General features: G+C 48.7%; 10 protein-coding genes. 4 read left to right on the plus strand and 6 right to left on the minus strand.

The features are described 5' to 3' along the window. Positions 1–292, minus strand: a 292-nt coding sequence (locus JW881_04830; GenBank protein ID MBN1696817.1) for a hypothetical protein, incomplete at its 3' end; no start/stop codon positions are given. 154 nt (positions 293–446) lie between these two features. On the opposite strand from JW881_04830, the gene JW881_04835 reads away from it, so the two are divergent. Next, complete coding sequence (locus JW881_04835) at positions 447–815, plus strand: hypothetical protein (protein ID MBN1696818.1); 369 nt, start codon at positions 447–449, stop codon at positions 813–815. A gap of 38 nt (positions 816–853) precedes the next feature. Here the strand turns inward: JW881_04835 and mutL are convergent, their stop codons facing one another. The 5 genes from mutL to JW881_04860 all read right to left on the minus strand — a co-directional run bounded on the left by mutL (position 854) and on the right by JW881_04860 (position 14,141). After that, positions 854–2,602 (minus strand): DNA mismatch repair endonuclease MutL, encoded by a 1,749-nt coding sequence (mutL, locus tag JW881_04840; GenBank protein ID MBN1696819.1) that lies wholly within the window; start codon positions 2,600–2,602, stop codon positions 854–856. Between the two features lie 94 nt (positions 2,603–2,696). After that, on the minus strand, positions 2,697–4,994 hold the full coding sequence (locus tag JW881_04845) for a FecR domain-containing protein (protein ID MBN1696820.1): 2,298 nt from the start codon (positions 4,992–4,994) through the stop codon (positions 2,697–2,699). A 27-nt stretch (positions 4,995–5,021) separates the two neighbouring features. Beyond that, positions 5,022–6,368 carry a hypothetical protein gene (locus tag JW881_04850; protein ID MBN1696821.1) on the minus strand — a complete coding sequence of 449 codons (1,347 nt, stop codon included), beginning with the start codon at positions 6,366–6,368 and terminating at the stop codon, positions 5,022–5,024. Between the two features lie 153 nt (positions 6,369–6,521). Further along, entirely contained in the window at positions 6,522–9,188 is a 2,667-nt protein-coding gene (locus JW881_04855; GenBank protein ID MBN1696822.1) for a DEAD/DEAH box helicase family protein, read from the minus strand. A gap of 96 nt (positions 9,189–9,284) precedes the next feature. Continuing rightward, positions 9,285–14,141: a hypothetical protein gene (locus JW881_04860; GenBank protein MBN1696823.1), complete on the minus strand. Its 4,857-nt coding sequence runs from the start codon at positions 14,139–14,141 to the stop codon at positions 9,285–9,287. 130 nt (positions 14,142–14,271) lie between these two features. On the opposite strand from JW881_04860, the gene JW881_04865 reads away from it, so the two are divergent. The 3 genes from JW881_04865 to JW881_04875 all read left to right on the plus strand — a co-directional run bounded on the left by JW881_04865 (position 14,272) and on the right by JW881_04875 (position 16,728). Then, positions 14,272–15,198: a hypothetical protein gene (locus JW881_04865; protein MBN1696824.1), complete on the plus strand. Its 927-nt coding sequence runs from the start codon at positions 14,272–14,274 to the stop codon at positions 15,196–15,198. Between the two features lie 6 nt (positions 15,199–15,204). After that, positions 15,205–16,353, plus strand: a complete 1,149-nt coding sequence (locus JW881_04870) for an ion transporter (GenBank protein MBN1696825.1) — start codon at positions 15,205–15,207, stop codon at positions 16,351–16,353. 78 nt (positions 16,354–16,431) lie between these two features. Further along, positions 16,432–16,728: a DUF503 domain-containing protein gene (locus JW881_04875; GenBank protein ID MBN1696826.1), complete on the plus strand. Its 297-nt coding sequence runs from the start codon at positions 16,432–16,434 to the stop codon at positions 16,726–16,728. The last annotated feature ends 69 nt before the right edge of the window (positions 16,729–16,797 follow it).

The following is a 16,797-nucleotide window of genomic DNA, read 5'->3' on the forward strand; positions in this document are numbered from 1 at the left end:
CGGCCTTTTTCTTAGCTGTCGACGTTGCCGCTTTCAGCGACTCTTTTTTGGTGACGGCCTTACCGGCGGCCTTTTTCTTGCCTGTCGACACAGTTGCATTTACAGGTTCCTTTTTTTCAATGGCATTAATAGCCTTCCTCTTCACCTGCGTCGCCGTCTGTTTCACTGTGACGTCTGAGGTATCCTTCAGGTTTTCTTCGGCAAATGTCCGGAACAGGCATGCTACAAGGAAAGCAGCCATAAAAATAAATACCTTTTTGGTAAAATCGGTAATACTTGGATTCAACATCATTTCCTCCCCGTTTGTTTGATACTTCCAATGTAACAGATAATGGTGATGTTTCGGGCATAGCGGCTGGTATGTTTTTTTATGCTTTTTGGTATAATACCGTCGTGAGAAAAAGGATGATGTTGTTTAAAAGGTTCTGATCGGGGTATAATGCCGAATGGAATTGTATTTCCTTTTAAAAGACGTAATAGCGATCACCGGGCTTTCGGCTTCGAATATACGTCAGAAAATCGCCAATTATTCCTATACGGTTGAAAAACAATACGTCAACAGGTCAAAGGCATTTATCGGTATAAAACCCGACGCCTCTTCGGCTACATCGCCGAGGGTATTCAGCTATTCCCATATCGGGATGCTCCTCTACACGAAAAGCAAACCCGGCAAGCCGTCCGGGGGAGAAAACAAGCTACCGCAGGATATCGATTACGAGGCGTATCTGAAAAAGGATCATCCCGATGTGTATGAAAAACTGAAAGCACTTGAAGAGAAAAATATCACCATTGCCGTCGTTACTTCCATGCAATAAACTGTAACATATATGTTATAGTTTCAGCCGATACGCCGTCACTTTCTCCCGACAATCCTGAAAAGTTCTTCCTTTGAAATCCGGTACCAGAGGGGCCTTCCGTGCGGGCAGCGGGCGTCTTGCAGGGCAAAGACACCTTTTAGAATTTCGGTCGCAGTTATGGAGTCGACCTCATCGCCGTCTTTGATCGCGCCCCGGCATGCCGCAAGACTGCACAGCCTGTGTTCGATTTCCTCGATCGTACCGTTATTCCCCTTGAGCAATTCAATGAGATCGCTTGAGGGAATCGAATGATAATGGGCGGGGAGTGCGGTGATTTCATAACAGGCGGTTCCCACTTTTTCGAGTCTTATGCCGAGTGATTCGAAGGATTTCATGTCCGCGGAAAGCTGAGTTTCTTCATCGGGGGTGAGGTCGAAGGAGACGGGAAAAAGAAGCTCCTGCGCGGATGCATCTTTTTCTTTGAGTTCATCAAAGAGAAGCCGTTCGTGTGCCGCATGCTGGTCTACCAGGTAAAGGTTTTCACCGTATTCGGCAACGAGAAAGAGCCCGAACGCACGTCCCAGATAATGTGGGACAATTGTCGTAACGATTTTTTCCTCTGCAAAGGATGCCGTCCGGTCGTTTTTTATTGTTTCGCGGGCTTTATCCGATGACAGGCCGCCGGAAAAGGGAAATGATTTTTCTTTTACCACCCCGGAAGCCGTATCGAACACGAGCGGCTTCTGGTTCTCCGTGTCTCCGGTCACGAAAGACGTTCGTGTCGAAATACCGATGTGAAAACGGGAAAGGAAGGTCGTAAGGAGGGTAATGAGGACGGACCTGATCTGGGGAATGATACGTATCCTGCATTCCTTTTTCGCCGGATGTATGTTGAAATCGACGAGTTCTGGTTCGATATCGAGAAAGACGAACGCGACCGGGTAATCCTTGCCGGGCATTGAGGAACGGTAACCGTATTCGACCGCCTGGATGAGGCCGTATTCGTACACCCGCCGTTTGTTGACGAATATTTGAATATACCGTTTGTCTTTTTTGCATACGGAAGGCGATGCCGCGATAAGGCGGAGGGAGAAATGAGGGGCCGATTCCTCGAGAATGTGGAGGGATGAGGGAGGAATACCATCACCGTATGCCGCAGCCACACGGGCGACGGGATCCGTTGCGGGGAGGGAAATTTTAAGTGTGTTGTTCGAAAAATAACGAAATCCGACGCCGGGGAAGGGGAGTGCCTTGTCGATATAGACCGCCCTGCACATGGCACTTTCTCCGGAGACCGATTTCAGAAATTTTTTGCGGGCGGGCATGTTGTGAAAAAGGTCACCGGCATCGACGGTGGTTCCCTTCGCGGCCGCCCGGGGCTCGAGCGATACGAGTTTTCCACCGTGAACGATAAGGCGGTTGCCGCATTCGGCGCCGGGTGCGGTGGATATAATTTCAAGCCTGGAACAGGTTGCGATACTCGCGAGGGCTTCTCCCCTGAATCCCAGAGAATCGACCTTGTAGATATCGCTGAATGTCTCGATTTTCGAGGTCGTATGGGGAAGAAAACAGAGTTTCAGGTCTTCTTCCGTCATTCCCGCACCGTCGTCGGTTACCCGGACGCGGGAAATTCCGCCGTCCTCGATCGTGACGGAAATCTCGCTGCTTCCGGCATCGAGTGAGTTGTCGATGAGTTCTCTTACCACGGAAAACGGCCGGTCGATGACCTCGCCGGCCGCTATTTTTTGCGCAACATCCTCCCGGAGGACCTTTATCCTCCGGGATGCATTCATTTCACCTTGCATGGCGCGGCTCCCTGCCGTAACGGCTATTTCTTCCGGTACAACGCCGCGCCGTATTTCTTTTAACCGCAAGGGTTAGCCGCGGAGTATAAACCGGTCAGAATGAAATTCTCGTTTCAATACTGAACGTGAAGTCGATCTCCTTCGTCACTCCGTCGGATTTGTAGACAACGTCACCGGTTGCCTGATCGCGCCTTACCGCCGTCGTCAAAAGAAGGGCGAGGTCGAGGTTCGGCGCGGCGCCATAAACGAGTTCGCCGTTGAGTACCGTGTATTCGTCGAACCAGTCGAGCTTTTTCCCTTCCGGTGAATCCTCTCCCGCAAGCATTTTCGCAAAATAAATTCTGTCGTAACCGATCGACCCGGACAAGTTTACCACAGGGATCACGTCTTTGAAAAGGGTGAATCGGGCATGAAAACTGTCTTCTCCTTCCATGAACTTGAAGCCGTCGAGGGAGTCGATGGTAATCGGAAACATATAACCCAGTTCGATCGAGAAAATCTTTTCCCAGGTGTAGCCTGCCTGTCCGTAGATTCCCATGTTGATATTGTCGAGTATGTCATCGTCGGGATTGACGATCGAATTCGCGACCGCGACCGCCGTGCTGCTGCTCGTTCTGTCATAAGCGGTGTTATAGAAGTAAGGCCTGAAGGTACCGGTGAAATACCTGAAATCGACGACATAATCGATGACGGCTACATTCCCCATAATTCCGGTGAAAAAACCGTAATTTCTCATAAAGGTATCGGGATCGTCTTCCGGGAACATGGCACCGAATGCGGGTCCGGCTTCGATTTCGGAATAGGCGCCGGTTCCGTCACTCAGAAACCACGGAATGAGACCGGCGACATCGGCAAACAGAATCACACTGAGCAGATCACTTTCGACGAACGGATAATCGACATCAAATCCGAGATTGAGAAACATCGGGTTGCCGATTTCATCCGCCGACGGCATGATTCCCGATTCTTCAGGCAGATCCGCGCCCGGATTGATATCGGCGATACAGGTCAGTCCGAATGCCAGCGGAAACGCCGGGGCGAACGGCCTGATGTATCCCCGTGCGCCGAAGATCCGCGGTGAGGTAATGATCTCGGAAATATCGTTGTTGATAAACTCGAATCCGTATTTTTCGAAGTCGAGTCCTAGATTGATACCGATACGCCTGATCGCGGGAAAATCGGATGCGTTGGAGTAATTGTTCATGATAAGACCGTGGCCGACGGTAAAATCGTCGACATTACCGACCTTGAACCATACCTCGTCCCGCATCTCCCCCCACTGAACGTACTTGATCTTGAGGAAAAGGTCCGATAGAAAATCCCCCACACCGTCGATGGGGTCACTCTGATCAAGACCGAACGACCATTCGTTATTGCCTTTCGGTTTGTACCACAGATCAGGGTCGAACATGTCCTTTTCATAGATAATTGGGAGGTAGAGTGCCATCTTGAGATCACCGATCTTGAAGGTCGGCTGGATGACGGCTTTTGCGTATGTATGTTCGCCGATGGTAATCGAACCGATCTCCATCCCGATCATTTCCTTGAGTGCCTTCACCCATTCAGGGTCTTCAGGCTTTTCCTTTTCAGCGGGTTCTTCACCGGTCCCCGTAGCGGGGCCTTTGTCAACCGGTTTTTTCTCTTTTTCCTTTTTCTCCTGTTCTTTCTTGTCTGCCGCCTCTTTCTTTTCCTTTTCCTCTTTCTCCTTGTCGGAGACTTCCGGTTCGACGGTCGGTTCCGGTTTGTCCTTTGTCTTCACCTTTTCGAGTTTGAGTTTCCGAAACTCGAGGTTTTTGCCGATGACATTCCGCCTGAAATCATCGGGTATGATTTTCGCCTCGAAGGTGTCGTCAAAGGTGTTGGCCATCGTATTTTCCCTGATGTCGATGGCTTTACCGGTTTTTTTGTTTGTCAGTTTTGCCTTTCCGTGGAGCACCCAGCATGAGTCCTCATTTTTTGTCGGGGCCAAGTACATGCCGACATCGGTCCCGCGAACACCGCACACGGCGGAGTACCCGTTGAACTGATAGCGTTCTTCTTCCGTGATGGAGGCGACAACGGCCCTGAATTTGCCAACGGTAAGCGAGAAAATATTTTTTTCAGCCGCTTCCGCCCCGATTATCGAATCAAGAGCGAACGACGACAATTCATCTATTTTTATAATGGTGGTGTCGGCGAGTTCGAGTTCCGCATATCCCCCTGAAAGGGTATGAATCGTCGCGCCGACGGGTATCTCGTATCCTTCATAAAGTGCATCCTCATAGACATACTCGCCGTCGGGAAGCTGGATATCGGTATTGAAAAAATCCATAAGCAATACCGGATAACTATCCTCCGCGTTGGCCGCGATTGACGCAAAGAGGAATACGAAAACCATAAAAAATTTTATCATTCTATGCATAATCACCCTCCAATCCTGCTAAAATGATATCGATGTTTCAAGACCCGACCGGACATCCCAATCTCCCGTGTCACCGTTATAAGCAAGCTGATAGAGAAACGAGATGATTGCCGGTCCTGTCTGATAATTGAGTTTTCCCATAATAAAAGCATCTTCGGGATTAATGAGGTTCTCGAAGGTTCGTAAAAATGCCTTGTCGTAGATTCCCTCGATCGAAAAACCCGGGACGAGGTTGTTCGGAATGGTGAGGATTCCCCTCAGATGCGGATAATTTGACGGATTATCGGTATTGCCCGGTTCCACTTCGCCAAAGGGTCCGTCAAGGACGACTCGGAAATCGAAAAGCCCCTCCATTCCCGTTCCAAGCGTGGCAAGCCACCCCATATAGCCGGGAGAAACTCCCGAAATCCGTTCGATATTATTATAATCGTCGACCCTGGTAAGATCGTAGGTGCCGTCAAAATAGTTGGGGATAAAACCTTCGCCGATAAATCTTATTTGCGCACCGTAGAGTATGAAGTTGAACAGGCTTCCCCCGAACCCGATCATCCCGCCGGCTGATTCGAATTGATATGTGGCCGCGTCGCCGAAAAGGGCCAGACCGATAATGTCCGAGGAGAGGAGGGGGAGATAGACGTCGAGGTCGTAGAAAAAGACGTTCGCATCGTCACCGAGATCCACATCGGAGTAGGCATCCGGGTTGATGTCGCCGGCGACGGTGATACCCACCTGCATCGCTTCGAAGACGGGGATGTTTGTGTAGATGAGGGGTCGGAAAAAGAGTCTGGCGCCAAGGACGTCCCAGTTGATGATATTGCCGAGAAATGTCTCGAAACCGATCAACGGAAGCCCGAAAAGTGCGCCGTCCATATCGAAACTCAGTCCGAAAACGCGGGTCTCCGGAAGGAAAAGCGAGTTCGAGTAATATCCCATGATAAACCCATTGCCGAGGGTACCGTCGTCGATCGAACCGAATTTTGCGTAAATGTCTTCTCCCTTCTGGCCGTAGCGGATATATCTGAACTTGGAGACATAGAGTTCCAGAATATTGAGAAACGTGGGGTCTGCGGGGACCCAGTCTTCATCTCTTATAATGAGTTCGTTGTTCTGAAACTGATAGTGAAACACGAGTTCGAATCCGATGCCGAACTTGCCGAAACCGAAATCGGGGCCCAAAGCGAGTTTCTGGTATGACACGGCTTCATCGTCTTCCATGAATGTTTCCACCCCCAATCCAAGATTAAACGAGAATGAAAAACCGCCGCCGTCGGATTCTTCTTCCGGCTCTTCCTGGGAAAAAAGCGGAAAAGAAATGCAGCAAAGTAATAAAACAAGTAAAAAAGGAACTATTTTTCTTCCGGGCATACCTACCTCCTTGTCACTTATAAATATAGTGCAGAAAATCGATTAATTCCAATGATCGGGGGAGGTAATTGAAACCTGTTTACCTTAACCGACGGATTTTGAAACATGCTTTGGCAACGTCGATAATGGTCAGGGTGGCCGGGATATTATCGGTCAGGAAAAACCCTGTAATTTGAATTTCAAAGTGACTTCGCCGGTATTTTTATCCACATGTACCATTTTCGATTCATCGTCGGCGATGACAGGTTTGCCCGTTGCCATCATGGTGAGTCCGCTTAAAAACTTCAGGCCGTTTTCGAGAACCTCTTCCATTATTGCCGCATCAGGGACACTCTCGTGAGAATCTATGTTTTCTTCCGCCGCATCGGATATTTTTTCTTCTTCAGCGGCTTCCTCTTTTTCAAAATCCAGTTCATTCTGTTGGGCGAGGACGCGCGGGTTGAGGTAATAGGGTGTGGAATCGGGGAGTTCTTCCGATATGTGTTTTTTTGCGGGAACCGCAAGCTGTTCTTCATCGAGCATGGACCGTATACGGTTGATAAACTCCGCTTTTTTCTCCTGTGAATAATCCACCTCATCTCCCCCGCCGTCGATTACCGCATCGAAAAGTTCCTGCTTCATGGCGATACCGGCCGCCACCCTTTCTTCGATGGAGTTTTTTGCGACAAGGTTGATGATGTTGATGCACCTGCTTCGCTGTCCGATTCTGTTCACCCTCCCGGTACGCTGATTCAGCTTTGCCGGATTCCATGGGAGTTCGAAGTTAATAACGCAATCGGCGGCCTGCAGATTGAGTCCGACTCCGCCTGCATCGGATGAGAGGAATACCATGCACGACGGATTATCTGTAAACTCATCGATCAGTTTTTGTCTTTTTTGCTGCGGGACCTTTCCGTTAAAGTCGATAAAGGGTATTTTCAGCCCTGATAAAAGCTTGCCGATCAAATATGTCATCGTGGTCCATTCACTGAAAATGACCGTTTTTCGTTTGTTTTCGATAACGAGTTCGCAAAGGATTTTTTCCAGTTCCGTGAGTTTCGGGGAGAGATTCGTCTTGCGGTCGATGAGGTAGGTGGAATCGCATACCATTCTCATGCAGAGCAGGAGTTGCTGTATGGTTCGTATATCGAACGGCGTGAGGATTTTCTTGCCCAATATGGGCATAAGCGATTGTACGTAGCCCTGGTGAATTTCGTACTGTTCCTTTGTCAGGTCGATATAATAGGTATTGGTAATCTCTTCGGGGAGACATTCGAGTACTTCTTCCTTTTTCCTGCGGATAACCAGGTTTTCGAGTTTTTTGTGTATGATATCGAGGTTTTTGTATCCGGCTATGCTTTTCCGCCTGTCGCGGAGAATTTTAAGATGGTTCGCGGCAAATATCCAGAACGGACTCAACAATTCCGGATCGGAGAACTGTAAAATAGAATAGAGATCCTCGAGTTTGTTTTCGAGGGGTGTACCGGTTATCACGATTGATTGCTTGCGGGGTATCGTCAGAATGGCCTGATGTGTTTTTGTTTCGAAGTTCTTTATCCGCTGGGCTTCATCGAGGATCACGAGGTCGGTCCTGATTCGCTGAATGACCATAATATCCCTCAAAACCGCCTCGTAATTGGTAATGAGAAAATATTCGGGTGAAGTATCATATATTTTCTGCCGTTCTCTCCTTGACCCGGCGACAATGACCGCTTTTTCATCCGTAAATCGTTCGATCTCCTTTTTCCACTGCTCTTTCAGGGACGCGGGACATACAACAAGAACCCGCTTGAAACCGAATACATCCTTTTTCAGTATCGAAATGGTAATGGCCTGCAGGGTTTTTCCGAGACCCATCTCATCAGCGATAATCACCCGTGTTTTAAACAAAGAAAACTCAACTCCTTTTTTCTGATAAGGGTAAAGCACCGTCTTTATCCGTGAATAATCGAATGAATAATTCTTTTTGACGGAGAACATTTCGTTTAAAAAAAGATAGTTTTCCACCTTTCTCGTCACGAAGTCATCGACACGGACATTCTTTTTTCCGGCCAGTTTGAGAAGCAGCAGGTAAAGTTCAGCCACGTCATTTTTTTTATACAACCCGTTTTCACTGAAATAAAGCGATAAATCTTCTTTAACGGATTTTTCAATGCGGCCGTCATAAAAATAACAGGGTTTCTGGTTATAGGAATCCCAATAGATATGAATAAAGGGCATCGTCTCTTTTTTCCCCTGTTCGAAAAAACCCCTGTCCTTTTTACACTTGTCGAAAAAACGGATGAGGTGTTTGCACAAACCGAGTCTGTTGTGCGTGAAATCGGGACAACTGCAGGTGCCCCGTTCCGTTTCAGGATCGTGAACCCTCAGGATATATTTTCTTTTATTTTTCGTTATGATTGTATGTTCACCCTTGCAGGTCTCACCGAATATGATTTCCATTTCCTCCATTTTGGCGCTTTTTCTTCTGCTTGCGATAACATCATCGCGGATCTCTTCATAACCGAGATAATCCGTTTCCTGAAATGTTTCATCCGTCTCGCTATCGTAATAATTTTCGGAAAGAAGTCTTTCGGCAATATCGAGACAAACGGCGACGATATGTTTGCATCCGCCTGCGGGATACGGGCAGTCGCAGCTTGTTCTGACACCGTTTTCAAGAGAAACATCGACCGTATAGTTGCCGTAGTTTCCATCCACCGTGTAGGAAAATAAGCCCTTTTTTGCGTCAAAGGAATTGACGGAATAATTTCCGAGATGATAGATATTCTCACCTCTTGTATGAATGACTTTCGAGTCCGCGATACGTTCCCTGATGTATTCTTTTGTCAATTGTTCCATGGCGGTAATATCACTCCATATATGAAAATTTGACTGTCATACTATCATTATTGTCCGGGTTTGAAAATATCGTATGCAACATAAGGAAAAGAAACTTCACCACTGAAGCCGTGCTTCGATAACGCCCTTGAACCCGACACGGACGACGGGATACCCCCCTTCGATGTGTTCGATATCGACGCCGGCATCGATTCCCCCTTTTATATAGCCGGTCCCAGGGTAGGTAAATGTCGTCGTGTGGCCGAGAAGAATCGTGAGGGGATGAAAGGATTCCTCATCCGGTGAATCCTTGAAGGTGAGACCCAAACGCTCTTCATGAGCGATGAATGCGTCTTCCACATTCCCGCTTTCGGTAAAAGGAAAAGAAAGTCCGTTCCGGGGTACGACTCGCCATTCGAATGCGAGGGTTGCCGTATCGCTTAAAAGATACATCTTGTCCTCTGAAATTTTCAGCTGGTTGTCGATAGAGAAACGGTTCTGTTTCTCGTCGATAAAACGCACGTAATTACCGATAGATATATCCCATATCAGGGTACTTTCACTCTCGGAGAAATCGAGGTTCACCGACGTCACATATTCATCGACCGTATAAAAATCAAAAAAGCGGTATGCACCGAATTTACCGAACAGGTTGATGGCATGAATCCGGGTAGCGAGATTGTAGCGATTGACAAAATCGTAAAGATCCGTTTGTTTTTTCATTTCCTTGCTCATTGTGTATTCAAGTGAAGAAGGAACAAACAAATCATACAAATGCGAGCCGAAATCCCTGGATAAAGCAAGGGTAACGGCAGGTATATATGTCGCCGAGGTGCACCCGGTATCTTCGGTCACCATCCTGAATGTCTCTTCGCTTTGTGCGGAAAATAATTCAAGAAACGGCAGCTGATTGAAGAGATACGGATGTTCGACAATTGTCGTACCCCACGCGGCAATATCGTCGGTCAACCCCCCGATCCCCCCTTCGACCTGCTCGACTGCGAGTGACCTCCGGTAACCGGGGGTCAGTATGAAGAGTGCTTTTTCATTGCGTCTCAATGTGATCGGGAACGAAAGCGAATAGGACATACCGGGGCCGAAGGTTCTTTGCGTTTCGGTAACATTATCGCTGATCCAGGTGACGCCGGTTGCCCACTCGAGGCCGACGGGAAGGACGGGAAGGCTGAGAACGGTTGAAAACGCCTGTTTCCGTTGACCGATCATCCCCGTATCCGAGGAAACGATGTATCGCCATGCGGAAATCCAGGCAGGGAGATACCACTCGCCGGGCCGGATAATATCGGTATAATACTCGCTGTATGATTCGGTGAGGAGGAGATCGAAACTGTCGGCAGCGGAAAATCCGGTAACCAATCCCCAATTTTGCAGAACGGTTTTTTCTCGGCAGGTTGCCTCTGTCGTGATATGGCCGGAGAACGCACCGTCTCCGGTGCCGACCTCGAGGGAATCCGCCCGGTAGATATCGGTTCCCCCGTTGCCGGGAAGCTGTGTAAACGTATCGGTAAAGGAGAGGACGCACTCGTCTTTCGGTATCTGCAATTTGTGGCCGCCCGTGACGTTGACCGTATCTTCCGATCCCTCGATGAGAAGGTGGGCGTCGAGGCCGGATGCGAGAAGGCCGATCGAGAGTTCGGAAAGGGAAGAAAAACTCCCGGAAGACTCGTATTGCCCGTAAAGGGGAGAAAATCCTTCGGTGACAAACATGGCTTTTTCCCTGAACCTCAGGTCGGAAACGAGAGGAAAATCATCGATCGTCACGATATCCCCCTCGATATTGATTTCGGCATCGAACCCGAAGGCGGCGCCCAGTGAGGTAACGGGCCTTTTCAGATGAATCTCATCGATAAAGAGGGTGCCGTCCTGGCCGGACGATAGTGACGTGTAGCCGATACCGAAACGCGAGATGGTCGTGTAATCGTTATCGGCGGAGAGGTTCCAATCGACCCGCTCTCCTCCGAGATATATCTCTTTTGTATCGAGTTCGATAGTGACTTCCCGCCATTCGGGAATGAGATCCAGATCGGATGCCGGTATCGTGACGACAATCCCGGCATCCGATGAATCGAGCAGGGAAAAGACGAGTTCGCCGTTTCCCGCGCCGGTCAGTTCCGTGATGGCGAGGTAAAAAGTGACTTCATCGTAGCGGATCCCACCTGTGTCCGGGAGTGAGTAATTGATGCATTCCCAGCTTTCATCGGCATCGAGGTCGTCCCACGTTATCTCGCATACCTTTTGTTCCTCCCCCGCGGGATGAAAGATTTCCCGTACCGCTGCGTATTCACCGGCAAGGGGCACGGGGGGCTTGAGGGGCGCCAGATACTCGTCGATTTCCCTTACCGAAACCCTCTCGCCGTTATTGTCGCCGGTTGTGATTTCTTTCCAGAAGTGGGGGCCCGAAAGATAGATCCGGTCTATGAGGAGTTTTCCGGTCACATCCCCCCCGGTAGAATCGGTCAGGACAACACGGAGAAAGTTCGACCGCACGAGAAGTTCCCGCTGGGAATCGGAGAGGAATGCGGTATATGACTGCCAGCCTGTTGTCGACGGTGTCAGACCGATGGGGGAGGTGGTGACGAGTCGTCCCGGTGCTTCGGGATCGAGCAGAAAATTCCCGTCGGTATCTTCAGAGTTTCGCGTCCCGTTGCCTTCGCCTTCCGGGCCGCCGCCTATTTTGAGAATGGCGGCGGCCGAGGTGTCGTCAAACGAATATCCCGTGGAGGAAGGGGAACTCTCGCCGTCGAGGCGGCCGTCGCCGTCGATATCCTCATCGATCTCGCCGATCTGAAGGGTTAGTTCGATATCGCCGCTCAAATCAATGCTTCTGTATGAAATGGTGATGCTTTCAATCCCCGTAAGATCGACCGGTCCGTATCCCGGGTCAGCGGGAATCTGGATACCGACCCAGTCGTCATCGCCGGGCATTGAAAAATCCATGACGAGACTCGATCTGTTTCGCGATACGGCACTTCCCCTGACTTCATAGGGACCTGTTTTCGAACCGGTCCGGTAGGGGTAGATCTGGTCATCCGGAATATCCCAGGTAATCTCTTTCAGCGTCACATCTCCCAGAAGCCCGTATTCACGGTAGTTTTTGTAAAAGAGACGTCCCCGGTCCGCAAGCGACAATGCGGGCTCGTAGGGGGCGGGAAGTGAAGAAGGGGTTACCGTGTTTTCAGACAATACCATGTCCATTCCGCCTTTTTCCATGCCGAGAAGCCTGAATATGCCGGTCGTGTCGGGATTGGTAAATGAAACCCCCGCATTTGCCGTAAGGGTAAGCCAGTCGAGTGCCGTCGAAAACGAACAGGAGCCGAGTAACGAACCCATTTTCGAGTAGGCCTGTTCGGTGTAGGAGCCGGGAAGCGCGTTCCATCTGAGACCCGCCGACAGCATCAGGGTGGTCGTATCATTCAATAATGTCTTGTTGCCCCAGGCAAAGAGGAGATCTCCGTTCTCCATGGTTTCGGCGCGGGTCCTGTATATGACCTCGATCCGGTCGATCGGAGAAATATCGGTGAGAAAGGTGAGGATACCTGCGGTGAAGTCGACTTCGAATCGCGTTTCCTTTATCCCGTTGCGTATCACGTAGACCGAACCGGGAATGATATCCGGTTCGAGGAGGTAATATTGCAGGGGATTCTTTATTGTGACAAGAATTTCGTAATCCGTATGTATCCCCGTTACGTCCCTTCGGGGGCCGTATATAACCGATGCCGGATCGGGGAAGGGATACCGGTTACGAAAATCCCCCTTCGGATTGCTGTCATAGAATGCGATAATTCTGTTATACATCGTATCAGGGCTGAAATCGACATCCCACGGCAGACCTGTTTTCTCGCGTGTCCCCCCTTTTTGGACGAGCGAGATATCGACGAGCCCGGGGGAAGACGGCAAAGCGTCGGTAAATGGGTAGGAACCCGATAGTTCGAAAGGCGAAAATACCCCCTTTTCCCAGAGAAGGAGGGAGTCGAATGAGCCGTTCAGGGTAATTCGTCGTGCCCCCATATCCTGGGTCAGGTGTACTCCCATATCGAAATAAAAACGTACCGGCGGGGCGGAAATATCGATATTGCCGTCGGCATCCTCGCCGGGCAGGGCATCGACTCCCAATCCGGGATCGTCGGTTCCCACTTCATACCCGTTTTTTTTGTAATAAACGAGTATTCTGCCTTTGCGGTATTCTTTGAGGGAAACGGTACCGGCTGCCGAATCGAGAACGACTTCATCGAATGTCGCTTTTCGGTATGTCCTGCCGTCGGACCCCGACAAGGTTCCCTTGTCATTGTCTTCGAGATACACCGATAGGTCGGTGACATTTGAGTCGGGAAGCAGGAAGAACCGCCCTCGCATATATTGTTCGGGAACGAAACGTATCTCCTCGATTTCCCGGAGTCCCTCGAAGGTTTTCTTTTTCTCTTCGCTGTATTCATACCGGAGAAGCAATTCATGGGTAGCCGCCGGTGTCTGAAAGAGGACTTCCGCGCCGAGCGATGAGTTTTCGATATCGGCGATATTCAGAAACGGATAGGGCGAGATATTGATATCGGTATTGCCGATATACACATGCTGCAGCAGTTCCCCCTCCTTGCCCTCGTATCCGGCAATGATGAGATTGTCCGTCAAAGTTCCGTTATAGGTAAGCTCGAGGAAATAACGTTCCATAAGCCAGAGAGAGAGGGTAAGGTCGGGTACCTGTTCGATGAAAAACCCCTGATCCATGCCGGGAAAATAATCGATCATCCGCACGCCGATACCGGGTTTAATCACGATACCGGTTGCGTATAAAAGGGAAAAAGTCCATGAGCCGAGAAGAAAAAAATCCACATCGGCATCCCCGATTTCAAGTTCGAAAAGGCTTTCAGGTGCTTCTTTCCCGAGTGGGATAAAATCCTCTGCAGGAAGCATCATGCATACGAGAAGGAGAAAAAACGATATGAAGGTCATTCTGCCCATCGTTATAAACTATACTATAGTCCATGTCTTCTCACAACCTTTACGCGCCGGCCGGATACGAAAAGGTATTCTGTTCTTTTTCCTTGATTTATAGATGGTTTTCGCCGAATAATAGAAGAGAACCCATATTATGGATATTGAAAGTCAGAAAGCGCAGGCTTTTATCAAACGGTTATTAACGAATCCCGCACTCAATCATCTGCAGGCCCTGCAGAAAGAAGAACAGATTATACAGTTTTTGAATTTGAACTCACAAAGTCTTCTTCCCACACTCGCTTCCGGGCAGTTTTTCCCGGGCAAGGATTGGCAGCAGATTTTTAATCTTCTCTATTCGGCGTTGCTTTCGGTTATCAATGAAGCGCTGTTCAGCGAAATCGATGCATTGTTGCAGAAAATCGAGTTCTCGTTCGTTTCTTTTCTGCGCCAGACAAATTATCCGGTATCACAGTGCAGGGAACAGTTGTCGGGGTTTCTCAAGGTATTGCTTGAAAAACAGGAAGCGCGAAAGGCGTTCATCGGTCCTTTTATCGCGGTCAAAATCGGCATATCGGACAGATATATCGAACAGGTATTCAACCGGAGGGAATATGTCCATTTTGAATTATTGAAGGTACAGCGGTTGAAGATGAGCAAGGAGGAAATAAAGCATTTTCTCAAGGTATCGCTTTTGTTACGCGCCTCGATTCACCTTATTACCGTCAGCGGTGCGGATTTGGGTATCGGAACGGTATCGGAAATCGTTCAGAAATCATTCGCGGATAAAGTCAATCAGGTCATTATTGAAAAACTCAAGCTTCTTCCCCCCGAAGTAATAAAAAGCGGAGTCGGAAGCAATTTGTCCTTTCTTGAGAACAGCGACCTGGAAACAACGGCCCGTATCTCAGCCGTTTTTTCCATGCGGTGTAAAAATTACAAACATATCGAACGCGTCGACAGGGGGGCGGAATATCCCGATAAAAGCTGGTTCAATATAGCGAGGAGGAATTACAAATTCTACGGTTTTGACATCAAGGTTCTCGATGAGTTTTACAAGATCGCTGCAGAGAACGGATGGTAGGAATTCATGGAAAAGAATAAAATCAGTGTATTTGAAATAATAGTGTCGCTTGTCATCGTCCTGGTGGTGATCCATACCTTTCTCGAAGATTTTTTTGTACTTATCGGGTTGGATGGGGACCTGGGTGTGGCGATGATTATAGCCGGATTCTTTTTCGACCTCTTTTTCACCATCGAGTTTCTCCTGCGGCTTTACTGGGCGCGATCGGACAGGGGCTCGCTTTTCTACTTCACTTACCAGCACGGATGGATCGATTTTTTCGCGTCGGTTCCCCTTTTAATGTTTAATTCCGGCCCCCCGTTCGTATCACTCGCAAGCAACACGTTCGGTCTTTTCGGTATTGCGGGTATTGCGGGCTTGAGTATGCTAAAACTGTTGAAAATAATACGGATTGCCCGTATACTCAGGCTTCTCAGGATACTGAAAATATTTAAAAATATCAAATACACCGATTCGTCCATGGCACAGCGACATGTCAACCGGATCATAACACTGGGAGTCACCGTCCTGGTCGTATTGCTTATCCTTTTCACGATGGTTATGGATGTCTTTTCTATCGCAAGACCCGATGACGCTTATGTCAGAAACAGGTATGAACTGATGAAAAAGATAAATGAAAACATAGACTGGAAAGACGACCCGCAGCGTATCGCAAACGATGTGAAAAGGCTTGATGCATCGGGAAAAATACTTCTTCTAAAATCAGATGGCAAGGTTATCTTTTCCCGCTACCCGCAGAATGCTGATAATCCTTCTTACACATACAGAGATTATGAATACAGTAGTGCAGGAAATGTGGAGATTTATTTCGATGTCACGGAAGAAAACCGGATAGTCGCGCACTCGCAGTCACGGGATAATCTAGTCTTTTTCTTTATAATCCTGGGATTGCTCTGCGCCTATCTCATCTTCTACAGTCCGCATTTCGCACTCACGGTGACCGACCCGTTGTATGTCATGAGGCGGGGTTTCAGGGAAAAGGATTATAATCTCGAAGTGAAGATTCCGCCGCTTTATGAAACGGATGATGTCTATGATCTGGCAAAGCTGTATAATGAACATTATCTTCCCGCAAAAGACAGGCTTTCCGACAAGGAAAACAGTACGTTATTGACTGCGGAACCCGACGACATCAAATATCTGACGGATATATGACGGCATCGGGGAATAAATGAAGTAAGAACGGGAGGGTGAACGGGTCCGTCGGACGGTATTCGTAAAAAGAGAGTCGATATGGTTGTTTCCGTTTTCCAGTCTATTATCGAAGTCCCCGGACTTCAATCGATCAAGGAGAAACGACGAATTCTCAAATCACTGAAAGACACCATCATCAATAAATACAAAATATCGGCCGCCGAAGTGGGCAGCCATGATTCGTTGCGGTTTATTCATATCGGTGCGGCACTGGTGTCAAACTCGAAAAAATACGGGGAATCCGTTCTCCAGAAGGTCTTCAATTATATCGAAGAAAACTCTCCCGGCAGGATCATCGATTGGAGTATTTTCAGCGAAAATTATACCGATCACTGATTTTTTTCATGCGATATACAATTTCCGTGTGTCGGCGGTAAATGCTTCACTCTTGATTTCCGACCAGAC

It is taken from the genome of Spirochaetales bacterium, from assembly GCA_016930085.1.
In the GTDB taxonomy this organism is placed as follows: domain Bacteria; phylum Spirochaetota; class Spirochaetia; order SZUA-6; family JAFGRV01; genus JAFGHO01.